Origin of the sequence: Agrococcus jejuensis (assembly GCF_007679035.1) — a bacterium.
GTDB classification, from domain to species: domain Bacteria; phylum Actinomycetota; class Actinomycetes; order Actinomycetales; family Microbacteriaceae; genus Agrococcus; species Agrococcus jejuensis_A.
Window position 1 is genome coordinate 1,184,311 of sequence record NZ_VEFR01000001.1, and the last position, 23,185, is coordinate 1,207,495.

General features: G+C 72.9%; 17 protein-coding genes. 5 read left to right on the forward strand and 12 right to left on the reverse strand.

Going from position 1 to position 23,185, the window contains the following annotated elements:
• Complete coding sequence (locus FS793_RS05775) at nt 1-417, forward strand: metallopeptidase family protein (RefSeq protein WP_144719401.1); 417 nt, start codon at nt 1-3, stop codon at nt 415-417.
• A 30-nt stretch (nt 418-447) separates the two neighbouring features.
• Here FS793_RS05775 and FS793_RS05780 read toward each other — a convergent pair whose 3' ends face one another.
• The 5 genes from FS793_RS05780 to FS793_RS05800 form a co-directional block, all read right to left on the reverse strand.
• Nucleotides 448-2,070 (reverse strand): DUF5719 family protein, encoded by a 1,623-nt coding sequence (locus FS793_RS05780; protein WP_144719403.1) that lies wholly within the window; start codon nt 2,068-2,070, stop codon nt 448-450.
• Nucleotides 2,067-4,805: a glycosyltransferase family 2 protein gene (locus FS793_RS05785; RefSeq protein WP_144719405.1), complete on the reverse strand. Its 2,739-nt coding sequence runs from the start codon at nt 4,803-4,805 to the stop codon at nt 2,067-2,069. The genes FS793_RS05780 and FS793_RS05785 overlap by 4 nt, the downstream gene beginning before the upstream one ends.
• A gap of 85 nt (nt 4,806-4,890) precedes the next feature.
• Nucleotides 4,891-5,223 carry a WhiB family transcriptional regulator gene (locus tag FS793_RS05790; protein WP_144719406.1) on the reverse strand — a complete coding sequence of 111 codons (333 nt, stop codon included), beginning with the start codon at nt 5,221-5,223 and terminating at the stop codon, nt 4,891-4,893.
• Nucleotides 5,224-5,350: 127 nt separating this feature from the next.
• Entirely contained in the window at nt 5,351-6,484 is a 1,134-nt protein-coding gene (manA, locus tag FS793_RS05795; protein ID WP_144719408.1) for a mannose-6-phosphate isomerase, class I, read from the reverse strand.
• A 39-nt stretch (nt 6,485-6,523) separates the two neighbouring features.
• Nucleotides 6,524-7,855 (reverse strand): hypothetical protein, encoded by a 1,332-nt coding sequence (locus FS793_RS05800; protein ID WP_144719410.1) that lies wholly within the window; start codon nt 7,853-7,855, stop codon nt 6,524-6,526.
• 150 nt (nt 7,856-8,005) lie between these two features.
• On the opposite strand from FS793_RS05800, the gene FS793_RS05805 reads away from it, so the two are divergent.
• Nucleotides 8,006-9,181, forward strand: a complete 1,176-nt coding sequence (locus tag FS793_RS05805) for an acyl-CoA dehydrogenase family protein (RefSeq protein WP_144719412.1) — start codon at nt 8,006-8,008, stop codon at nt 9,179-9,181.
• On the opposite strand, the gene FS793_RS05810 is transcribed toward FS793_RS05805, so the two are convergent.
• On the reverse strand, nt 9,156-9,875 hold the full coding sequence (locus FS793_RS05810) for a polyprenol monophosphomannose synthase (RefSeq protein ID WP_440130445.1): 720 nt from the start codon (nt 9,873-9,875) through the stop codon (nt 9,156-9,158). The genes FS793_RS05805 and FS793_RS05810 overlap by 26 nt on opposite strands.
• Before the next feature lie 158 nt (nt 9,876-10,033).
• On the opposite strand from FS793_RS05810, the gene FS793_RS05815 reads away from it, so the two are divergent.
• From FS793_RS05815 to FS793_RS05825, 3 genes are read left to right on the forward strand one after another with little or no spacing between them, the layout of a single operon-like run.
• On the forward strand, nt 10,034-11,302 hold the full coding sequence (locus FS793_RS05815; RefSeq protein WP_186329344.1) for an O-antigen ligase family protein: 1,269 nt from the start codon (nt 10,034-10,036) through the stop codon (nt 11,300-11,302).
• Nucleotides 11,299-12,579, forward strand: coding sequence for an O-antigen ligase family protein (locus FS793_RS05820; RefSeq protein WP_144719418.1), 1,281 nt, complete (start codon nt 11,299-11,301; stop codon nt 12,577-12,579). Before FS793_RS05815 ends, FS793_RS05820 begins: the two co-directional genes overlap by 4 nt.
• A 52-nt stretch (nt 12,580-12,631) precedes the next feature.
• A complete protein-coding gene (locus FS793_RS05825; protein ID WP_144719420.1) occupies nt 12,632-13,498 on the forward strand; it encodes an NAD-dependent epimerase/dehydratase family protein in 867 nt (288 codons plus the stop codon).
• Between the two features lie 78 nt (nt 13,499-13,576).
• Here FS793_RS05825 and FS793_RS05830 read toward each other — a convergent pair whose 3' ends face one another.
• The 6 genes from FS793_RS05830 to FS793_RS05855 all read right to left on the reverse strand — a co-directional run bounded on the left by FS793_RS05830 (nt 13,577) and on the right by FS793_RS05855 (nt 23,107).
• Complete coding sequence (locus FS793_RS05830; protein WP_144719422.1) at nt 13,577-16,543, reverse strand: hypothetical protein; 2,967 nt, start codon at nt 16,541-16,543, stop codon at nt 13,577-13,579.
• A 124-nt stretch (nt 16,544-16,667) separates the two neighbouring features.
• The gene (locus FS793_RS05835; protein WP_222123694.1) at nt 16,668-17,897 is read right to left on the reverse strand and encodes an ABC transporter ATP-binding protein; all 1,230 of its coding nucleotides are present in this window, start codon (nt 17,895-17,897) and stop codon (nt 16,668-16,670) included.
• Entirely contained in the window at nt 17,897-18,784 is an 888-nt protein-coding gene (locus FS793_RS05840) for an ABC transporter permease (RefSeq protein WP_260980041.1), read from the reverse strand. Before FS793_RS05840 ends, FS793_RS05835 begins: the two co-directional genes overlap by 1 nt.
• Nucleotides 18,781-19,989, reverse strand: coding sequence for an alginate O-acetyltransferase AlgX-related protein (locus FS793_RS05845; RefSeq protein WP_186329345.1), 1,209 nt, complete (start codon nt 19,987-19,989; stop codon nt 18,781-18,783). Before FS793_RS05845 ends, FS793_RS05840 begins: the two co-directional genes overlap by 4 nt.
• Nucleotides 19,986-21,191: an acyltransferase family protein gene (locus tag FS793_RS05850; RefSeq protein ID WP_144719426.1), complete on the reverse strand. Its 1,206-nt coding sequence runs from the start codon at nt 21,189-21,191 to the stop codon at nt 19,986-19,988. The genes FS793_RS05845 and FS793_RS05850 overlap by 4 nt, the downstream gene beginning before the upstream one ends.
• On the reverse strand, nt 21,191-23,107 hold the full coding sequence (locus tag FS793_RS05855; protein ID WP_186329346.1) for a rhamnan synthesis F family protein: 1,917 nt from the start codon (nt 23,105-23,107) through the stop codon (nt 21,191-21,193). Before FS793_RS05855 ends, FS793_RS05850 begins: the two co-directional genes overlap by 1 nt.
• Nucleotides 23,108-23,185: the final 78 nt, after the last annotated feature.

Sequence of the window (23,185 nt, forward strand, 5' to 3'; positions counted from 1 at the left end):
ATGCCCCGTGCACGCACCCGTCGACGCCACGATCGCGGCGCGCGGTCGTCGATCGCGGGTCCGGTGCTGCCGCTGCTCGAGTCGCGGCAGACGCGCTTCGAGGACGTGCTGGCCGACGCGGCCGAGTACCTCATGGGCCAGTGGCCCGACGAGCTCGCCGGCGCGCGGTTCCGCTGGGCCGACATGCCGCCGTCGGAGCTCGCGCCGCTCGCGCGCGAGGTGCCGCAGTGGTGGGTCGACCACCGCGAGCGCACGATCACGGTGTTCCGGCTGCCGATCCAGCGGCTCGTGCAGCTGCACGTCGACGACGACTGGCACCGCCGGGTCGCGATCGAGTCGTGCATCTTCCGCGCGGCCGCCGAGCTCATCGGGCGCGAGCCGTGGGAGATCGCTCCCGACCGCTACCGGCACCACTGACGCGGGCCGACGCGCGGCGGCCGGCTCGCGTCAGAGCACGACGTCGATGCCCTCGCGCGCCGCGATCCGTGGCGTGATGGCGTAGCCGGCGATGCCGGCGCTGCCGGAGAACGTCACGGCCAGCACGACGTCGCGGCCCTCGACGAACGTCACGCCCTCCTCGACCGGCAGCGTGCGGAAGGCGCCGGGCGCGAGCTCGACCTCGTCGTCGCCGATCGTCACGGTCGTGGGCTCGTCGCTCAGCGACAGCACGTGCACGCGACCGTCCTCGCCCGCCGTGACGGGCATCGTCGTCGTGCCGTCGAGCCAGGCGGACTGCCCGGCGACCCAGTCGAGGTCGATGGCGTCGCCGTCGACGCGCACCTGCCTCGCCGCAGCGACGATCGGCACGTCGGCCTCGATCGTGAAGGCGTACGTGCCGGGCGCGAGGCCCGACAGGTCGATCTCCTGCACCTGCCCGCCGACGAGGTCGAGCGTGGCGGCGATGGGCTCGTCGCCATCGGCGATCGTCGTGACGGTCGCGGTCGTCGACTCCCCCGCGAGCACGCGCAGCGCGGGCACCGCGTCCGCGAACCCCTCCCGCGTCTGCAGGCCCGTCGGCTCGCCGATGATGACGCCGGGGATCGCGAGGTCGGTGGAGGCCTGCGTCGAGTCGACGACGTCGACGCCTCCCGGCTGCAGCGTGCGGACGACCGTGTGCTGCAGATGCACGGTCACGGGGCCGCCCGACGACGTCACCTGCACGACCGGTGCGGCGAGGCCCGGCGCGAAGGCCGCGAGGTCGACGACCGCGACGCTGCCGCCTGCGATGGCGATGCCGGTGCTGCCGACGGCGTCGACCTGCCCCTCTGGCCCGAAGATCGACACGTCGACCGAGGTCGCAGCCGTGCCCGGGTTCGCGACGGTGAGCACGCTGGTGCGACCGGTGGTCGTCGCGCCGCCGACGAGCCACTGCGACGTCGCGGGCTCGGTGCATGCGCTCGCCGCGACGCCGGCCGCGGTGGTCGTGTCGACGCCGAGCGCCTCCGCGCCACCGACCCCGGGCCCCTGCAGCACGGTGGCGGCGCCGTCGCCCTCGTCGAACGCGATGGAGGCGCTCTCCTCGAAGTAGCCGTTGAGGCTCGGCTGCGCCAGCGCTGCGACGGCGCCGGCGTCGCCGCTCGCGTCGCCGATGCCGAGCAGCGGTCCGGCGCACACCCGCGTCTCGGCGGGGGCGTCGGGCGCGACGGATGCGATGCGCGCGTCGGCCTGCACCGTGGGAAGGCTGGGCGCGGCGAGCACGGCGAGCACGCCGATCGCGAGCGTCGCGATGCCGGCGGCCGCACGCACGCCCCAGAGGCCGACCGTGCGCGGCTCGAGCGCGCGGGCGCGCTCCGCAGCCTCGATCGCGGCGGCCTCGCGGTCCGTCGCCGTGACGTCGGTCGCGAGGTCGACGTCGTCGGCGCCGGTCGCGTTCGTGTCGACGTCGCCCGCATCCTCGGGCTCGGGCTCGGGCTCGGGCTCGGGCTCGGACTCGGACTCGGGCTCGGCGGTCGTCGCCGCATCGGGCGCCTCGTCCGACGCGTCGTCGCGCGTCGGGTCGAGCGCCTCGTCGTCCGCCTGCGCGGCCGCGTCGATCGGCTGCTCGTCGGGTCCCGTGCGGTCGTCGCTCATGCCCAGTCCCTCACGATCCTCGAGCGGCGCGATCGCCCGCGCGCACCCCGGCCTGCCGATGGCAGCGCGAGCACGATCGCCGCGACGACGGCGAGCAGCTGCGCCGCCAGCAGGCCCCAGGCCCACGTCGTCGTCGCCGGCGCCGGCGCGACGTCGACGTCGCGCTGCCAGAGCATGCCGAACGCCGTGTCGCCGATCGCCTCGAGCCCGTCGCGCTCGGCGAGGCTCGACTCGGCGACGTCGCGCAGGGTCGCGTCGCCGTCGGCCAGCAGCACGTAGCGCACCGACCAGGCGTCGAGGTCGCCCTCGACGTCGCCGCCGCCCGCGACGAGGTTGGCCGCCACGACGGCGAGCTCCTCGGCGCGAGGCCCGACCTCCGCGGTCGACGCGAGGGTCGAGGCGTCGGTGAGGCCCGACCCGGCGCCGCGCTCGACGCGCGCCGACACCGTGCCGTCGTCGAGCGGCGTGATGACGAGGGTGCCGACGTTGGCGTCGACGTCCGCGACGACGAAGGCGGGCAGGGCGCGCGCCGGGGCCGGCTCGAGGGCGGGCACGAGCATGCCCAGCACGACGGCCGGTGCCGCGCCGAGCGCCGCAGCGAGCGTCACGGCCGACATCGGCACGCCGCCGCGGGCCTCGAGCACGTCGATCGTGCGCGTCGCCGCGGCGAGCAGCCCGAGCAGCAGCAGGCTCACGCCGCTGCCGGCCCACAGCGCCACGACGTCGGTGCCGTCGGCGGAGACCGACACGTGCGTCTGGCCGATCGCCGTGGCGAGCCCGAGCGCGGCGACGCCGATCGGCAGCAGCGCGCGCACGCGCAGGAAGGGCGCGACGACCGCGAGCACCAGCAGCGGCGCCGCGAGCGCGATCGCGATCCAGCGGGCGTCGATCGCCAGGGCGTCGGCGACGACGCCGATGCCGCCGAGATCGCCGACGGGCATGCCGAGCAGCAGCTGGAGCGGCGTCGCGGGCTCGCTCGCGAGCGGCACGCCGGGGTCGGCGAGCGCCGCGAGCGGCGAGCCCGCGACCCACTGCCAGGCGACGGTCGGGCCGACGAGCAGCAGCGGGGGCACGAGCGCGAGCAGCACGCGCGGGGCGCGCCAGCGCACGACGGCGATCACGACGACGCCGAGCACGAGCGCGGGCAGCAGCGACGGCGCACCGGCGGCGACGAGCGCGAGCGCGAGCCCCGCGCCGCCCGTGGCACGCCACGACTGCGATGCGCGCAGCGCGCATGCCGCCGCGACGGGCAGCAGCACGTGCGCGACGACCGCGCCGATGCGGCCCTCGTGCACCGAGAGCAGGAGCGTCGGCGCGAACGCCCAGACCGCGGCGGCGACCGTCGGCATCCACCGGCTCGTCGTGAGCGTGCGCACGAACGCCCACCCCGTCACGGCCGAGAGCGGCGCGGCGGCGAGCAGCAGCACGATGATCGCCGTCGACGGCGCCCAGGGCACGATCGAGCCGACCGCAGCGACGAGCAGCGCGAAGCCGTCCGCGGGCCCGACGACGTCGCCGACGCCGTCGCGGGCGCCCCACGTCGCATCCGTCCACAGCCCCGCGACGGAGCCGTCGAGCGGCAGCAGCGCGCCGCCCGTGAGCCCACCCGCGCCGATGAGGGGTGCGAGCACGAGCACGCCGACGACGGCCGCGAGCGCCGCGACCCACAGGGCTGCGCCCTCGACGAAGCCCACGCGCTCGTCGACGACGCGCGCGTTGTGGTCGACGTCGTCGCCGACGCGCTGGCGATGCTCGCGCAGCGCGCGCCAGGACACGCGCAACGGACGCAGATCGCGCCACGGCGCCACACGCGTGCGGCGGATGCGGGTGCGCGCGCGGGCGACGCGGCCGAGGCGCACGGCAGCGGTCGCGGCGGCGGCCCACTCGGCCGGCACGCTGCCGGGCCGCTTCGCGAGCACGTGCCCGACCGAGCGGAGCAGGGCGAGCGGCAGCAGCACGAGCCAGTGCAGCGGCACGAGGAGGGGATGCGCGTAGGCGAGCCTGCGGTGCAGCTGCGCGGAGCGCACGATGCGCGTGCGACGGGCGTCGGACACGCGACGCAGCCGGAAGTGCTCCGGGCCGCCGGCGCGGCGCACGCGCGCGGCGGGCTGCAGCGCGACGCGGTGCCCTGCGAGGCGGGCACGGATGCCGAGGTCGAGCCCGGCGTCGACGCTCGGCAGCGCCGCGTCGAACCCGCCGAGCGCCTCGAGCACGTCGCGACGCACGAGCACGCCCGACTCGGCGACGCCCAGCGCATCCGAGTCGCCGTCGTGCTGCCCCTGATCGAGCTCGCCGTCGCGCAGGCGCACGCTCCGACCGAGCGGCGTGGTGGTCTGCCCGTACTCGGCGAACGTGTCGGGCTCGGCGGCGCGCATGACCTTCGGGCCGACGACCGCGACCGACGGGCTCGTCTCGGCCGTGCCGAGCAGCGCCGCGAGCGCGCCCGGATGCGGCACCGCGTCGTGCGCGAGCAGCCAGAGCCACTCGCCCTCCTGCGCGTCGGGCAGGGCGGCGACACCGACGCGCACCGCGTCGCCGAAGGTCGCGGTCGCAGGAGCGTCGACGAGGGCGACGTCCGCCGCCTGCAGGAGGCTGCGCGAGGCATCGGTGCTGCGCGCGTCGACGGCGACGACGCGCTCGGGGGTCACGGTCTGCGCCGCGATGGCCTCGAGCGTCCGTTGCAGGTAGTCGGCTCCGTTTCGCACGGCGAGCACGACGAGGACACGCTGACGCACCCGGCAAGGCTAGGCATCACGGGGCGCCGCACGCGGCAAGGTCGTCGGTGCGGCGCGAAGTCCGCGAGCCGATCCTCTCGGCGGGTCAGGCCGAGCGACGCAGGCGGCGGCGCTCGCGCTCGGAGAGCCCGCCCCAGATGCCGAAGCGCTCGTCGTTCTGCAGCGCGTAGTCGAGGCACTGCGCGCGCACGTCGCAGCCCTCGCAGATGCGCTTCGCGTCACGCGTCGAGCCGCCCTTCTCGGGGAAGAACGCCTCGGGGTCCGTCTGTGCGCAGAGTGCGTCGACCTGCCATGCGAGCTGCCCATCCTCGTCGGACTCGACGGGGGCGGTCCGGCGGAGCGGGGATCCGGGCACACCCAGCTGGATGGGGTCGATGAACCAGTCTTCGGGAACGCTGCGGCGGTTCTCATCGCGCATGCGGTGCTCCAATTCCCAGTGACGCCGCTCGGCCTGCGGCGTGATTGGACAATTACACCGTTGTGATTCCCCTCGCGTCAAGTCGCGAATCCTACGGCGCGCCGACGACACGGCCGGGAGCCCGTGCTCACGGCGTGTCGCGCACCTCCAGGGCGAGCCACGCGTCGGGCGCGTCGACCCGGATCCCGCTCGGCGCCGCGGCGAACGCGGCCTCGCCCCGCGCGAGCTCCAGCCGCTCCCCCGCGACCTCGACGATCGTCGGCGACGCAGCGAGCACGATGGCGCAGGCCGCGGCCCCCGCGGCGTGCTCGCCCTCGACGTGGCGCAGCTCGAACGCCGCATCGGGTCGATACGCCGTGGCGCCGGGCAGCGCGATCGGATGCAGCATCGGGTCGTCGACGGGCGTCACGTCGACGATGCGCAGCAGCTCGTCGCGATCGACGTGCTTCGGGGTGAGGCCGCCGCGCAGCACGTTGTCGCTCGCCTCCATGAGCTCGATGCCGAGCCCCGAGAGGTAGGCGTGCAGGTTGCCGGCCGGCAGGAACACGCCCTCGCCGGGCGCGAGCGAGACGCGGTGCAGCATGAGCGCGGTCGCGATGCCGGCGTCGCCCGAGTAGTCGGCGTGCAGGCGGGCGACGGTGTCGGCCGCGGCGGCGTGCTCGGCCGGCAGCGAGGGCGCGGCGGCGACGACGGCCGCGACCACGGCATCCACCTCGTCGCCCCCGGCGAGGAGCCATGCGAGCGCATCGCGCGTCGACGCTCGCACGCGATCGGCGTAGGGCACGACGCGCGCGTCGAGCGCGACGAGCGCGTCGAGCACCGCGAGCGTGCGCTCGCTGGGCTGGAAGCCCGAGAGGGCCTCGAACGGCGTGACGGCGACGATGAGCTCGGGCTTCGAGCGCGGGTCCTTGTACGAGCGGTGCGACGCGTCGAGCGGCACGCCGGCCGCCTCCTCGGCCGCGAACCCGGCCTGCGCCTGCGCCGTCGACGGATGCACCTGCAGCGAGAGCGCGTGCGCCGCCGCGAGCACCTTCAGCAGGATGCCGGGCTGCGCAGCCCCCGCGGCGGCGAGCGCCGCGTCGAGCGGGGTGCCGTCGTCGAGCCGAGCGGGCCACGCGGGGTGGGCGCCGAGCCACACCTCGGCCTCGGGGCCGCCGGACGGCGCCGTGCCGAGGTAGTCGGCGACGAGCGTCTCGCTGCCCCATGCGTAGTCGCGCACCGCGTTGGCGATGCGCACGAGTGCCACGGAGGTCGCTGCCATCGAAGCCGACCCTATCGCCGGGCGCGGCTCAGCCGTGCGTCACGCGTCCGCGTCGGCCGCGACGCGCTCGAGCAGGTCGTCGCACGGCACCGCGACCACCCGGGCGCCGGGCACGACGCGCAGCTCGGCGACCGTCGCGCCCGCCTCGCACGCGGCCTCGGCCTCGTCGACCTGCGCCTGCCAGCCCGGCTGCCCCTCGCGCATCGAGCCCGAGAGGGGCGAGAGCAGCGCCATCGCCGCGACGAGCGCGACGGCCACCGACGCGACGGCGACGCGGAGCGCGCGCGATGCACGCGTCGCAGCCGATCGGCGACGCGCGAGACGGTCGAGCACGACGCCCACGGCGAGCGGCACCTGCGCGGCCACGAGCATCCCCGCGCCGACGCCGTAGCGCACGGCGAGCAGAACGGTCGCCCACTCGTCGCCCTCGCGCCACGCGTAGTCGAGGGCGTCGAACGGCGTCGCGAGCACCGAGCCGCCGAAGACGCACGCCGACACGAGGCACGTCGCCACCGACGCGACGCGCTGCCTCGCGTCGCCCCAGACCAGCACCACGACGACGGCGAGCGCGAACGGCACGAGCACGAGGAGCGACGGACCGAGCCCGACGGTGCGCAGCCCCTCGAGCGCCGCCTGGGCGTCGGGCACGAGCAGGGGCCGCACCGCCGAGACGAGCCAGCCGACCACGACGTCGGCCACGTCGATGCCGCTGCCCTGCGCGATCGGGCGGGGCGCCGCGATCCACGTGACGACCTGTCCTGCCACGCCGATGCCGAAGGCCGCGACGATCGGCAGCATCCGCTCGCGCATCCACGCGAGCCGCGCGATCGCGAGCGGCAGCAGCAGCAGCGTCTGCACCTCGGTCAGCGTCGCCGCGAGCATCGCGACGGCGACGATCGACGCCGACCACCACGCGCGCGGCCGCCACAGCAGCATCCACAGCGCGAGCCACAGGCAGTACGTGTGGAGGTTCGCGAGGTTCGCGAGCACCTCGAGGCCCGCGAGCGGCACGACGACCGGCACGAGGCCGAGCGCCACACGCGCGACGCGCGACGCGACGACGTCGCGGGCGAGGAGCACCGTGGCGCCGGCGATCGCGGCGAGCACGAGCACGCTCGCCACCTGCGTCGCGAGGCCGTAGCGCTCGAGCGGCAGCCCCTGCGCGAGCGCCGAGAGGATGCGCGGCACGAGGTGCTGGTACCCGGCGTACGGCTCGAGCAGCACGTGCCACGGGCCGGCCTCGATCCCCCGCAGCAGGAAGAGCTCGCCGTCCTCGGCGTAGACCACGTCGCGCTGCGCGGCGGGGATGCGCCAGAGCCAGAAGAGCACGGTGGCGAGCGCGACGCCGAGCGCGAGCGCACTGTCGATCATCCACGGACGACGGGCATCCGGATTGGCGGATCGCTCCAACTTCGTCCGCCTCCGATCGGCCCGCGTTCGGCTCGACGCTACAGGCGGCGAGCGGTCGGCCCCGTCACCGACCTAGGCTGACGGCGCGTCCGATCGGAGCGAAGGAGCCCCATGACCCTCACGCCGCTGCCCAGCGACTTCTACCTGATGGAGTCGCAGCTCACCGAGCGCGAGCAGGAGGCCATCGCGGCCCTGCGCGCCGCGATGGAGCCCATGCGCGCCGTCGTCGACGAGCACTGGCATCGCGACGAGTTCCCCATGGACGTGATCCCCGCGATCGCGGCGACCGGCGTGCTGGGGCACTCCTGGGAGGAGACGCAGACCTTCCCCGCCTCCGCCGTCTACCGCGGCTGGGCTGCGCTCGAGATGGCGCGCGTCGATGCCTCGCTCTCGACGTTCGTCGGCGTGCAGAACGGCCTCGCCGCCGGCTCGATCGGCGCCTGCGGCTCGCCCGAGCAGCGCGCCGAGTGGCTGCCGCGCCTGGCCTCCGGCGAGATCATCGGCGCCTTCGGCCTCACCGAGCCGCTCTCGGGCTCCGACTCCGCCCGCGGCCTGCGCACGACCGCGCGCCGCGAGGGCGACGAGTGGGTGCTCGATGGCGCCAAGCGATGGATCGGCAACGCGACGTTCGCCGACGTCGTCATCGTCTGGGCGAAGGACGTCGCCGACGGCCAGGTGAAGGGCTTCATCGTGCCCACGACGACCCCCGGGTTCACCGCGACGAAGATCGAGCGCAAGATCGCGCTGCGCATGGTGCAGAACGCCGACATCGTGCTCGAGGGCGTGCGGGTGCCCGAGTCGATGCGCCTGCAGCGCGCCGAGTCGTTCCGCGACACCGCGCGCGTGCTGCGCCTCACGCGCGCCGAGGTGGCGTGGGCCGCGGTCGGCGTCATGGCGGGCGCCTACGAGGCCGCCGTGCGGTACACGAGCGAGCGCGAGCAGTTCGGCCAGCCCATCGCGGGCCACCAGCTCGTGCAGGACCTGCTCGCGAAGTCCCTCGGCGCCATCACGGCGTGCATCGCCCTGTGCGTGCAGGTGTCGCGGATGCAGGACGAGGACACGCAGGACGACGCGCACTCGGCGCTCGCGAAGGCGTACACGACCGCGCGGATGCGCGAGGTCGTCGCCTGGTGCCGCGAGGTGTGCGGCGGCAACGGCATCGTCACCGACCACGACGTCGCCCGCTTCTTCGCCGACGCCGAGGCCCTCTACTCGTACGAGGGGACGTTCCAGATGAACCAGCTCATCGTCGGCCGCGCGATCACGGGACGGGCTGCGTTCGCCTGACGCGTCGCGCGCGGCGCCCGAGGCCCCAGCCGGTGACCTTGACGAGCGCCTCCACGACGATGCCCATCGACATCTTCGAGACGCCGGCAGCGCGCTCGGCGAACGCGATGGGCACCTCGACGATCGTGGCGTGCGCGTCGTCCGACGCGATCGTCATCTCGATCTGGAAGGCGTAGCCGCGCGAGTCGATCGCGTCGAGGTCGATCGCGTCGAGCAGCGCGGAGCGGTAGGCGCGGAAGCCCGCCGTCATGTCGTGCACGTCGATGCCGAGCAGCAGGCGCGCGTAGGCATTCGCGCCGCGCGACAGCGCCTGGCGGTGGATGGGCCAGTCGACGACGCTCCCACCGGGGATCCAGCGCGAGCCGATCGCGAGGTCGGCGCCTGCCTCGACGGCGTCGAGCATCTGCGGCAGGCGCTCCGGCGGATGCGAGCCGTCGGCGTCCATCTCCACGAGCACGTCGTAGCCGCGCGCGAGCCCCTCGCGGAACCCTGCGACGTAGGCGGCGCCGAGGCCGCGCTTCTCGCTGCGGTGCAGCACGGCGATGCGCGAGTCCTTCGCGGCCATCTCCTCGGCGAGCTCGCCGGTGCCGTCCGGGCTGCCGTCGTCGATGACGAGCACGTGCACGTCGGGCGCCGACTCGAGCAGACGCCGCAGCGTCGTGGGCAGCGAGTCGCGCTCGTCGTACGTGGGCACGAGCACCAAGGTCCCTGGCAATGCAGCTCCTCCGGTCGAGGTCTCGCCGATCCTGGCACACCCGGTGCGGTGCGGCATGAACGGGAGGTGTCCACTCGGGGGTTCGCAGCGGGAGCGCCTGCCGGATCGGCGCGCGCCCGCGTGCGACGATGGACGGCATGACTTCCCGGCCGGCATCGCTGCTGGCCGGATGGGCGATCGCGCTGCTCGCGGCGGGCGACGCCGTGCGCTACGCGGTGGGCTATGCGGGCTGGGCCGTCGTGTGCGGGCTGACGCTGGTCGCCGCCGTCGTCGTGCTCGTGCGCGCCCGTCCACGGCTGCGCGCCATGCCGATCGCGCTCGCCATGCTGCTCGCGCTCATGCTGCTGTCGGCGATCTGGGCGGTCGCGCCGCTCGCGACGCTGCTCGGCGCCGCGCTCCAGGTGGCGACCGCGGTCGCGGGGCTGCTGCTCGCGCGGCTCGAGCCCGAGCGTCTGCTCACGATCCTGCACCGCGTGCTGCAGGGCATCCTGGCGCTGTCGATCGCCTTCGAGCTCGTCGTCGCGCTCGTGGTCGGCGGCCGCGTGTACCCGCTCGTGCCCATGCCCGGCGTGACCTCGTACGGGCCCGACTCCCCCGCCTCGTACGCATGGTCGCGCGGGCTGCTGCTCGAGGGCGGCCGCATCCAGGGCATCGTCGGCAACGCGAACCTGCTCGCGATGCTCGCGCTCCTCGCGCTCGTGCTCGCCGCGTGCCTCGCCGCGTCGGGCAGGCTGCGTGCGTGGCCGGCGTGGATCGCGCTGCCGCTCGTCGTGCTGGCGCTCACGCGCTCGGCGACGGTGCTCGTGGCGCTGGCGGTCGTCGCGGTCGTCGCGGCGCTCGTCGTCGCCTGGCGCCGTCTCTCGCCGCGCGCGTTCCGCTGGACGCTCGTCGGCCTCGGCGCCGCCGTCGTCGGTGGCGCGATCGTCGTCGCCGTCGCGCGGGACGCGCTGCTGGCGCTGCTCGGCCGCGACGGCGACCTCACGGGCCGCACCGACATCTGGGCCGCCGTCGTCGACCAGTGGCTGCGGAACCCCGTCGTGGGCACGGGCTGGGTCGGCTACTGGCCGCCGTTCGCCGAGCCCTACGACGACCTCGCGGTGCACGACGGCGTCGTCTACCTGCAGGCGCACTCGGTCGTGCTCGACCTGCTCATGCAGATCGGCGTCGTGGGCCTGCTCGCCTGGATCGCGCTGCAGGCGACGACGGCGATCGGCGCGATCCGCTGGATGCGCGCCGCCCCCGCCGGCGACGGCGCGCTGCGCGCGACGCCGCTGCTCGTGCTCGCCGCGCTCGTCGCCCAGGGGCTCGCGGAGTCGCGACCGCTCATCGAGCTCGGGTTCGCGCTGCTCGTCGCGTTCGCGTGGCTGCTGCCCGCGCGATCGCGCTCGCAGGCGGTGGCCGCGTGAGGCGCTTCCTCGAGGTCGCCGACCATCTGCTCGGACAGGCCCGCACGATCCAGGCGCTCACGACGGCGGCGATCGGCGCCGCCGTGCTCGCACCGCTCATCGTGCGCCTGTCGGGATGGGCGGGGCTCGGCGGCGTGCTCGTCGTGCTCGTCGTGCTCGCCGCCGGCTCGCTGTGGGCCATGCGCCTCGAGCTCGAGGTGCGCTACGTGCCCGTGACGCTCGCGGCGTTCGTCGTCTACGCGGCGCTGTCGATCGTGTGGTCGCGCTACACGGGCGCGGCCGCGCTCGGCGTGCTCGAGCTCGTCGCGTTCGGGCTGCTGGGGGCCTACGTGGCGCTCACGCGCGACACCTCGCAGATCGTGCGCGCGTTCGGCGGCGTGCTGCGGGCGACGCTGCTGGGCTCGTTCGTCGTCGAGATGCTGCTGGGCGTCGTGCTCGACATGCCGTTGCCCGGCCTCGGCGTGCACGGCAACCTCATCCGGCTGGGGCCCGTGCAGGGCCTGCTCGGCCGCGCCGAGGTCATGGGCATCGTCGCGGTGCTCGCCCTCGTGACGTTCGTCGTCGAGCTGCGGATGCGCTCGCTGCCGATGTGGCCGGGGCTCGCGTGGGTGGGCGGCGCCATCGCCGCGCTGCTGCTCACGCGCTCGTCGACCGCGCTCGTGCTCGCCGTCGTCGCGCTGGCCGCCTACGGCGCCCTCGCGTTCATCCGCGCCGCCGAGCCGCAGCTGCGCACGAGCAGGCAGGTCGCCGTCGCGCTCGTCGCGGTCGCGGCGGGCGTGATCGTGTACGCGGCGCGGTGGCCGCTCGTGCAGCTGCTCGGCGGCACGACCGAGGCCCTGTACCGCATCGACGTGTGGCGGCAGGTGCTCGCGCTGCAGCGCGTGCAGTCGCAGTGGCTCGAGGGTCGCGGCTTCGTGGGCCGCTGGAACCTCGACGTCGCGCCGTACTCCGAGATCGCGAACGTGCAGTCGCGCGAGGTCGTCGACGCGTCGAACGCGTACATCGACGCGCTCGTGCAGGTGGGCGCGCTCGGCTTCGCGCTCTTCCTGCTCGCCCTGCTCGCGGCGACGGGTCGGTCGTGGCTGCTCGCGTCGCGCAAGCGCTCCGTCGTCTACATGTGGCCCGCCGTGGTGCTCGCCGTCATGGTGGCGTCGGGCTTCGCGACGAGCATCATGCTCTACGAGCTCGGCTGGCTGCTCGTCGTGGTGTGCGCCGTGAAGGCCTCGCACCAGATCACGTGGCGCTCGGCGCTCGACGTGCGCCCTCCCGCCGGCTGAGGGGTGGCCTCCGACCCCCGATAGGCTCGACGGACGCCACGAGGGAGGTCGCATGTCGAACGCTGCGCACACGGTCGTCACCGGAGCCGGAGGGTACGTCGCCCGGCATGTCGTCAGGGCCCTGCTCGACGACGGGGTGGCCGTGACGGCGATCGTACGCCCCGGATCGTCGGCCGTCGTCGACGAGCGCGCGACGCGGCTCGAGCTCGACGTGCTCGCGGACCCCGAGGGCCTCGCTCGACTGGGCGAGACGGGCCCGACGGCGCTCATCCACGCGGCATGGCAGGACGGCTTCCGCCATGCGGCACCGTCGCACATGGAGCTGCTGTCGTCGCACGTGCGCTTCCTGACGGCGGTCGCCGAGTGGCCGAGCCTCGAGCGCCTCGCGGTGCTCGGCACCATGCACGAGATCGGCTACGTCGAGGGCGCGATCGACGCGGACACCCCGACGAACCCGACGACGCTGTACGGCATCGCGAAGGACGCGCTGCGACGCTGGATGCTCGCGGCGCTCGGCGGCCGCGACGACCTGTCGGTGTCGTGGCTGCGCTGCTACTACATCTACGGCGACGACGAGGGCGGCCAGTCGATCTTCGCGAAGCTCCTCTCCGCGTCGGCGGAGGGCAAGACCTCGTTCCCGTTCACGACGGGCAAGACCCTCTACGACTTCATCCCCGTCGACGAGCTCGGCAGGCAGATCGCGGCCGTGTCGGAGCAGTCGGCGATCGACGGCGTCATCAACTGCTGCACGGGCGAGCCCGAGTCGCTCGCGTCGCGCGTGACGGGCTACATCGCCGAGCACGACCTCGGGCTCGAGCTCGAGTACGGCGCCTTCCCCGACCGCCCCTACGACTCCCCCGGCGTCTGGGGCGACGCGACGCGCATCCGCGAGATCATGGCGGCCCGCGCCGCACGCTGACGGTCGCGCAGCATGCCTGCGCACGACGCGACCCCGGTGCCCGTCGGCACCGGGGTCGTCGTCTGCGCGGGTGGCGCGTCAGCGCTCGATGGGCTGCCCGGCGCGCACGAGGTTCATGACCTCGCCCGTCACCGAGGTGATGCCCACGAGGGGCGCACCGAGTCGGTCGATCGCGCGCTGCGTGAGCAGCTCGCGGCTCTGACCGCCCTCGATGAGCCACGTGCGGCCCCACACCGTCGTGTACTGCGTGACCGCCGACCCGGCGGGCAGGGCCGAGCACAGGCTCGACGGGACCGCCGTGTGCGTCACGTTCCACGCGGAGGCGACCGCCGACGAGGCGTACGGCATGATGCGCCCGCCGACCGCGAACCCGTTCGTCGTGCCGCAGCGGATGGCCGGGCTCGAGATGGTCGTGCCGGTCGTCGACAGCGACGCGAACGTCGCGTCGACGGCCGTCGGCGACGAGCCTCCGAACCCGACGGCGAGGCCGGGCGTCGAGAACGGCAGGAACGCGGACCCGTCGTAGTAGGCCACGGTGCCGTTCGCGAGACGCACGAACGACCCGGCGGCCGCGGCCTGCGTGATCGTGCCGCGCAGCGGCAGCTGCGCGAGCATGGCGGCGTCGGCGCGCGAGACGGCGAGGCCGTCGCGTGCTGCCTGCGCAGCGGCGCCCTGCAGCAGGTACCGGCCGCCGCCGTCGATGCGATAGGCGTTGCCGGCGGCGTCGAGCGTCGTCGTGCCGAACGCGCCCGAGACGAGCGTCGATCGCGCGCACGTCGCGTCGGCGAGCGGCAGCGGCGTGCGCCCCCACTCGGCTGCGACGGCGGCGGAGATCGCATGCCGGTAGCCGTTGGACGCGAAGTACGTCGTGCCCGCGCACGAGATGAGGTTCGACGAGAGCGTGCCCGCGACGGCGCCGCGCGCGGCGAGCACGTCGGGCGACACGAGCGTCGACGAGGTCCCGAGGCCGAGGCTCGAGAGGATGCCGGCGTCCGCGACCGCGTATCGGCGGCTGCCGTCGACGAGGTACCAGACCGGATCGCTCTCGGTGCGCAGCACCTGCCCCGTCGCGACCTGCGCGTTCGTCGGCATGCCGCGCATCGCGCCGACGGCGCCGACGTACACGCGCGACGAGACGCCGTAGGTGCGCACGACGAAGTCGATGTCGGCCTGCGAGCCCATGGGCTGCAGGATGCCCGCCGAGACGAGGTACGTCACGGTCGACGTGCCCCGCTCGCGGAGGAAGAACGGCGGCGTGGCGGTCGACACCTGCGGCAGGCCCGAGAGCGCCGCCGGGTCGATGGCCGTGAACATGCTCGTGCCGCCGACCTGCGCCGCGTCGACGCGCAGCCAGCCGTCGTCGGAGAGCATCGCCGTCGTCGATCCGGCGCGCACGCGCAGCGGCATCGTGCCGTTGCCGGTCGAGACGAGTGCGAGCGAGGCCTGCGTCACGTCGCGCGCCGCGAGCGTGAACGGCATGCCGTCGGCAGCCGCCGGGATGGCCCAGGTGCCCGCGTTCGTCACGAGGCGCACCCACTGGCCGGCCGAGGTCGCGTAGACGCCGGGGCCGAGCACCGGCGGGCCGATCCGCATCCAGCTCACCGCCGACGCCGTGAGGCTCGACGCCTGCGCGGGGATGCCGTACTGCGGCAGCAGGCTCAGGTCGAGGATCTCGCGACGCTCCCTGCCCTGCACGAGCCACTGCACGCCGTCGGGCGTGCGCGCGACCTGGTCGAGCCACGCCTCCCCGGCGCGCATCGTCGACAGCTGCGACGACGTGAGCTGCGGGAGGCCGGCGCACGCGGTGCCGTAGTCCTGCGCCTGCGTGCAGCTGCGGAAGCGCAGCAGCCTGCCGTCGTCGACGTAGTAGGCGGTGCCGTCGGCGGCCTGCACGGCACGGGAGATGTCGGGGCCGTCGGCGTACGACTCGATCTCCGTGAGGCTCACGATGCGCACGGGGCCGAGCGACTGGTACTGCAGGTACAGGTCGTAGCTGCGGAAGCGGTGGCGCGTCGTGCCCGAGACGAGGAAGACGTCGCCGCCCTGCGACGACTGCAGCAGGCTCGCCCCGCTCGTCGGGTCGCCGAACCAGTCGGTCCACTGCCGCCAGAAGTTGCGGTTGCCGTACGCCGAGCACGAGTCGCCCGTGCCGTACATGTTCGCCAGTGCTGCCGAGTTCGGCTGGTAGGGCGTGTAGTTGTACAGGCCGGCCGTCGCCGAGTTGGCGATGTAGATGCGGCTCGAGCCGCATGCGCTGTTCGGGTGGTACAGCACGGTGTTCCAGGCGGCGGGCTGGTGGTTGTAGCTCGTCGGGAACGTCTTGTAGACGTTGAACTGCCGCGCCGCGTAGTAGATCTGGTAGAAGAAGCCGCCGTAGCTGGAGTCGCACGGCGCGGTGTCGGGGCACGCGAAGCCCGTGGCGCTCGAGTACCGCCACGGTGCCGGCGCCCGGCTCGTCACGAGGCCCTGCTCCTTCTCGAGCAGCACGAGGAGGGCGCGCTGCGAGATGTTGCATGCCGAGCCGACCGCGGCGATGATCTGCGCGGCCGACATGCCGCCGGAGCCCGCGATCGCCTGGCAGTACGCGTTGCCCGCCATCGTCGGGGTCGCCTGCCAGTACTGGTAGAGGCAGGTGTAGCCGCTCGTGCACGACGAGTTGCGGGCCTCGATGAACGACTGCACCTGCTGGCCGTTCATCGTGCCGCCCGCGTAGAAGTTCGCGTCGGAGATGATGTTGCCGGCGTTGAAGTTGCGCCAGTCGGCTGCGGTCGCGAGGGGCGCGACCGGGGCGGCGGCGAGGTCCGTCGTCGCGGTCGAGGCTGCATCGACCTGCGCGGCGGACGCCGGGTCGACCTGTGCGGCGGACGCGGCATCGACGAGCGTCGACGCCGACGCCTCGACGGCGGCGGAGGCCGACGCCGAGAGCGACTTCGCACCCGTCGACGCGGCGTGCGCGGGCGTCGCGGTGCCGGGTTGGAGCATCCCCACGACGCTCGCGAGGGCGGCGATCGCGACGAGCGCGAACCGCGTGCTGGAGCGGCGCATGGGACCTCATCCCTCCCGAAGGTGTGACCCGATGCTATGCGATCGGGGTACGGGCCCTGGGAATGGCACGCCGCAGCGACCGCGCCGACGGCGCGTCCGCCCCGTCAGCGCGGGCTCGTCGACCTCAGCGCAGGCGCGAGAGCGGCACGATCGGCTGCTCGGGATCGAGGCCGCCGAACGCGACGTCGAGGGCCACGATGCCGCCCGCGTTGTCGCGTTCGCCGCGCTGCAGCGTGAACGACGCGCCGCGCTGCAGCGAGTCGTAGATCACGGTGCGTCGGAAGTCCTGGATCACCGTCGAGACGTCGTACATGCCCGGCAGCAGCGGCAGGCCGTCGATGCGGATGTCGATCGTGCCCGTGCCGGGCTCGATGCGCTCCGGCACCCAGCCGGCGTCGAACCCGTGCGTGCCCCACACGTGGATGCCCTCGCGCGTGCCGATCGAGACGCCGAGCACGGGGCGCTCGATCGTCTCGTGCGCGCGGTAGTGGGCGCGCATGAGCATGCCGTCGCCCGTCTGCAGCCCGTCGGGGTCGCCGCCGTCGCGTGCGAGCAGCTCGATGCGCTCGACGGCGATCTCGCCGGTGCCGAAGCGCATGCCACCGCCGTCGACGGGCTTCGCGGCGTGGCTCGAGTCGGCGTACTCGTCGACGATGCGCCGAGCCGGTCCGACGTCCTGCACGACGCCGTGGTCGAGCCATGCGGCCTGGTCGCAGAACGAGCGCATCTGCTCGAGGCCGTGCGACACGACCACGACCGTGCGGCCCTGGTCGCGGAACTGCGCGAACTTCTCCATGCACTTCTCCTGGAAGTCCATGTCGCCCACCGCGAGCACCTCGTCGACGAGCAGGATGTCGGGCTCGACGTGGATCGACACCGAGAAGCCCAGGCGCACGTACATGCCGCTCGAGTAGTTCTTCACGGGCTGGTCGATGAAGTCGCCGACGCCCGAGAACTCGACGATGCGGTCGAACTTCGCGTCGATCTCGTCCTTGCGCATGCCGAGGATCGCGCCGTTGAGGTACACGTTCTCGCGGCCCGAGAGCTCGGGGTGGAAGCCCGAGCCGACCTCGAGCATCGCCGCGACGCGACCGTCCATCGTGATCGACCCCGCGTCGGGGTTGAGGATGCGGGCCATGACCTTGAGCAGCGTCGACTTGCCCGAGCCGTTGCGGCCGAGCAGGCCGAACGTCGAACCCTTCGGGATCTCGAACGACACGTCCTGCAGGGCGTGGAAGTCGGTGTACCTCGAGCGTCCGCGACGCAGCACGGCAGCCTTGATCGACTGGTTGCGCTCCTGGTAGACCCGGAACGACTTCGAGACCCCGTCGACGACGATGGCGGGTTCGGTCACTAGAGCTCCTCCACCACGTTGCGCGAGAACCTGCGGAACACGAGGGTGCCGATCACGAGCAGGCCGAAGGCCCACACGCCGATGTACAGCCACGTGTCGAGGCTCGGCACGGCGTAGTCGTAGATGATGTTGCGGAACGCGGCCAGGATGCGCTCGGTCGGGTTGAGCTCGAAGATCGTCACGAGCGGCAGCGGCTGCCCGTCGACGAGCACGCCCTCGCTCGCCAGCTGGTCCTGCGCCTGCTGCACGAGCGCGACGGGGAACATGACGCCCGAGGCGTACATCCAGATCTGCGTGAAGATCGCCCACAGGTGCTGCAGGTCGCGGAAGTAGACGAGCGCGACGCTCAGCATGAGCGAGAGCCCGATGACGAATGCGATCGTCAGGGCGAGCAGCGGCACGAGCAACGGCACGTAGAGCAGCACGGCGGGACCGCCGATGAGCGCCGTGATGAGCACGAGCACCACGAGCTCCGTGAGGTAGGTCGTGGTGTTCGCGACGATCGACGACACGACGAGCACCGAGCGCTCGAAGTAGACCTTCGTCAGCAGGCCCTGGTTCGCCAGCAGCGACGACATGCCGCCCGAGATGCTGCCGGAGACGTAGGCCCACGTGATGACGCCGATGCCGATCCAGAGCGGGAAGAAGTGGATCTCGGAGTTCGTGCCCGTGGGCACGGGCAGCCGCAGCAGCAGGCCGAAGACCAGCGAGAAGATCGCGATCTGCGCGACCGGGTTCAGCAGCGACCACACGCGGCCGAGCACCGTGCGCTTGTACTCGGCGCGGATCTCGCGCAGCGCGAGGTTGCGCATGAGGCTGAATGCCGTCGCACGCTCCTCGGCGCGCCTCGCGCGGCGCTCCCGCGCCGTGGTGACGCCGCCGCTCACGGCTGCGCCGGCGGCGGGAAGGTCAGGTGCCGCTCCGCGATCTCGAGGATCACGACCTGGGGCTGATGCTCGTCCACGAGCGCTCCGATGTCCGGGATGGTGGTGGGCGCGTCGACGTTGTGGCGCACCTGCACGGTCTCGGCGAAGGCGTCCTGCCAGTACGGCGCGAGCGCGGTGCCCATGGAGTCGCGCAGGATGAGCGCCGTCATGTCGAGCTGACCGGCGGGGTTCGCGGTCGTGGCCGGCAGCGGGTCGAAGCCCACGTTCTGGTCGCCCGCGTACGTCGTCGTCGTGCCGTCGGCCGCCGTGACGTCGACGGGGCCGAAGGGCTCGGCGAGCACCGGGCCGACGAAGTCGTCGCTCGCGGGCACGCCGTACGGCTCGAACTCGTTCGACGGGTCCTGCTCGACCGTGTCGACGATCGTCGGCGGCGTCAGCGCCGAGAGCGCCGTCGACGACTCGGCCATGCACGTCGCCATCTGCTGCCATGCCACGGCAGCACCGTAGTCGGTCCAGTGGCTGTTCGTGTCGGGGAACGTCGGCGCCGTGTCGTTCGCGTCGCGCAGCGTCTGCCGTACGTCGACCCACGGCAGCTCGGGGTGCAGCGCGAGCAGCTGGTCGAACGGTCCGGAGCCGCGGATCGCCTGCATCCACTCGGGCAGCAGCTCGGGGTAGACGTCCCACTTCGCGGGCGCGATCGTCACGTAGAGCTCGATGCCCTGCGCGTCGAGGTCGGCGTCGAGCGTGCCGATGAACGACGCCCACGTGTCGATCTCGGCCTGCGACAGCACGCGGCGGCCGACGGCCTGCGACATGTTGAGGGCCTGCAGGTCGCTCCAGAAGACCATGTCGTCCTGCCCCTGGATCCAGGGCTGCGCGATCTCGCCGGCGTGGGCATCCCACTCGGCCGTCGCGGCGGCGATGGCGTCGGCGTCGCCCGAGAGCCACGGCTGCGGCTCGGGCTGGGCGACGGCGGGCGTGCACGAGGCGGCGAGCGCCGACGAGGCGACCTCGTCGGGGATCGCGACCGGTGCCGACTCGGCGTCCCAGCCGGCCTGCAGCTGGCGCTGCGTGAAGAAGCCGATGACCGTCAGCACGAGCGCGATGACGACGAGCATGACGAGCGGCACGTAGCGCAGGCCGCGCAGGCGCGCGACGGGTCGCACGCCCTGCTCGCGCACGTCCGCTCCGCTGCTCGCGGTCATGCTGCCGCCTCCAGCTCTCGCGCACGTCGCGTCGACGAGAAGCCGGGGACGACGATGCGGTCGCGGATGCGGTCCTCGACGGGCTTCCATCTGGCCAGCAGCCACTGCAGCCAGCGCGGCGTCCAGTTCTTCAGGCTCAGCGCGGGCTTCTCGATGAGGTGCCAGCTGCCGAACGCGAGGATGTGCACGACCACGACGACGACGACGTGGTAGACGAGCCAGCCGGCGTCCTGGAGGCCGAAGTACGCGGCGAACTGCATGATCGGCCACGCGAAGATGTAGATGCCGTACGACATGTCGCCCGGGCGCTCCCAGCCGTTCAGCGCCTTCACGCGGATGGCGAACCAGATGAGGAAGTAGCAGAACGCGTACTGGCCGATGAAGAGCCAGCCACCGAACGCGTAGGTGGCGCCGGCGAAGATCACCGCCGCGATCGCGAGCCGATCGTCGATCGGGATCTTGTCGCCGAAGAGGGCGAAGAGCATGCCGAACGCGAAGGGTGCGAGCAGCAGCAGGTAGAAGATGTTGCCGAAGAGGCCGTTGATCATCGTCAGGTTGCCGACGTAGCCCCACTGCATGCACGCGAGCAGGATGATGATGCCCGCGATGGCGCCGCCGATCCAGCGGTGCCACAGCATGCCGAAGAGGCCGAGCAGGCCCACGATGATGTACGCGCGGAACTCGTAGAGCAGCGTCCAGGCGCTGCCGTTCCAGTCGAACCCGCCGTGATCGGCGCCGAACGGGATCGACGTGCCCATGCCCGCGATGTTCTTCTGCACGAGCGTGAGCCACATGTTGTGGAAGAAGTACGTCAGCGGCGACTCGTCGGTCGCGTTCCAGAAGCCGTCCCACGTGCCGGCCTCCTGGCGCCACGCGATCGGCGCCAGCACGAAGCCCGTGAGCAGCAGGGCGAGCCACCAGGCGGGGAAGATGCGCAGCGCGCGCCGCCAGAAGTAGCGGAAGATCGTCGACGAGCCCATGCGGGACTTCGTGATGAGGAAGCCGGAGAGGAAGAAGAAGCCGGCGACGGCGACGCCGCCGATCGACTGCTCCGACGAGATCTGCGTGCCGAGGTCGTGCCCGCCGTAGAAGCCCGCGAGCGGACCGGCGTGCGAGAAGATCACGGCGAACGCCATGAGCCACCGCAGGAAGCCGATGCTGTTCGCGCGCGGGTCGAACGCCTCCTGGAGCGTCTTGGGCATCAGCTGCTCCTCCTGGGCAGTCGGCGCAGGCGTCGCCAGGTGTCGCGCACGACGCCGTAGACGGGGCGCAGTCGCTCGGCGGTCTTGGGGTGGCGGGCGCGCACGATCTGCTTCGCCGCGCCGATGATCGATCCGTCGCCACCGGGGCCCATGTGCTGCAGGTAGTGCACCTGCTCGAAGGGGTAGCCGGGCAGGTACGCGCTCATCGCCTGCAGCTTGTACTCCATGAACGTGTGGCTGATCGCGACGTGCTCGGCGTTGGCGATCGTGCGCGTGTGGAAGCCGGCGTCGGCCGCTGCGTAGGCGACGATGCGCTCCTGCAGGTGCGCGAGGCTGCCGTCCTTGTGCTCGGCCTCGCTCTGGTAGTCGTCGAACGTCCATTCGCGGCTCGTGACCTTGAGCAGGGCCTCGGGGCGCGCGACCCACATGGCGCCGTAGGGCGCGAGCGGCGAGACGTCGTCGAGGCGGGCCTCGATGCCGAGGTCCTGCATGAGCTCCGCGGTCTTCCAGTAGTTCGTGAACCAGCCGCGTCCCGCGGTCGGGAAGCCGATGTGGATCATGGGCGGGAAGACGACGCCGAGCGTCGGCTGCTGCTGGAACAGCGCGAGCATGTTGGCGGCGTAGCCGGGTGACGACAGCAGGTTCTCGAACTGCTGGCGCTTGAAGAGGTGCCCGGCGTTGTAGCCGGCCTGCACCGTCTTCTTCGAGTGGATCTTCACGACGAGGTCGTACTCGCCCGACGTGAGCACGTCGCGGCAGCCGACGAAGAAGCCCGAGAGGTCGCGTCCGCGGTTCGAGGCGAGCACGCGCACCTCGCTGCGTGCGACCTTGTCCTCGGACCGCAGGGCGATGGCCGCGCGGATGCGCTCGGCCTTCTCGTCGTCGGTCGTCGTGACGTAGAGGTCGACCGGCACCGGCAGGTTGCCGATGCGATCGAGCATCTCGTCGATCATCTCGTCGTAGTAGACGTGGAGGGTCGCAGCGACCTTGAGCGGGATCGTGGGGTCGAACGAGACGTCCTGCTCGGGCAGCACCTGCAGCATCGACGCGTTGGTGTTCAGCACGCGCGGCTTGGCGGCGCGCACGACGTTCGACCAGATGAGGTCCTCGGGGAAGCCCTCGGCGCATGCGGTCTCGACGACCCAGCGCACGATGATGGCCTCCTTGTCGAGGTACAGCGGGTCGTGGAAGAACATGCGCCGCTTGAGGATGGGGCAGCCCTGCTGGATGAGCAGCTCCGCGTTCTCGAACACGGGGTGCAGGGTGCCGTAGTCCTGGTGCGGGAACGACACGGCGTAGTCGTAGCCGAGGTCGGCGAAGTGCTGGGTGAAGCGCGACTCGTGCTGCGTGATGGAGTCGGAGTACGACTCGATCATCGGCATCTCGCCCCAGTAGCGACGCCAGTCGTCGCTCTGCAGGACGCTGCGGCGCACGGCGATCCAGTGCGACTGGATGTGCGACGGCATCGTGCCGCGCAGACGGTAGGGATGCGGCGTGACCTCGGCGTGGTCGGTGATGCCCCAGAAGTCGATGTCGTCGCGCGCGTCCATCGCGGCGAAGATCGGCTCGAAGGGCCGCACGGGCGCGAAGAACGTGTAGTTCATGAGGATGACCTCGTCGAACTCGTCGACGCGGGGCCCGAGCCGCTCGAGGCCCTCCTTGTATCCCCACACGTCGAAGCCGACGTTCTCGCGCACGAGCACGTCGTCGGCCACGGCGTCGAGCGCGGCGCGGCCGGCCTCGTCGACGGCGCCGTTGACGATCACGAGGATGTGCTCGGCGAACGGGCGCAGCGATCGCAGCGCGTGAGGGATGTACTCGTCGACGATGCCCTGCTCGTCGTAGACGAGGTACAGGATCGCCCGCTTCGAGGCGTCGGCGAAGGGTGCTCGCAGTTCGATGGTCGCTGGCTGCACGGCGGTGACGACTTCCTCCCGTTGCGCGCCCGACGTACGACGCGCTCGCATCCTCCGAGGCGGCCGGGCAACCTCCTC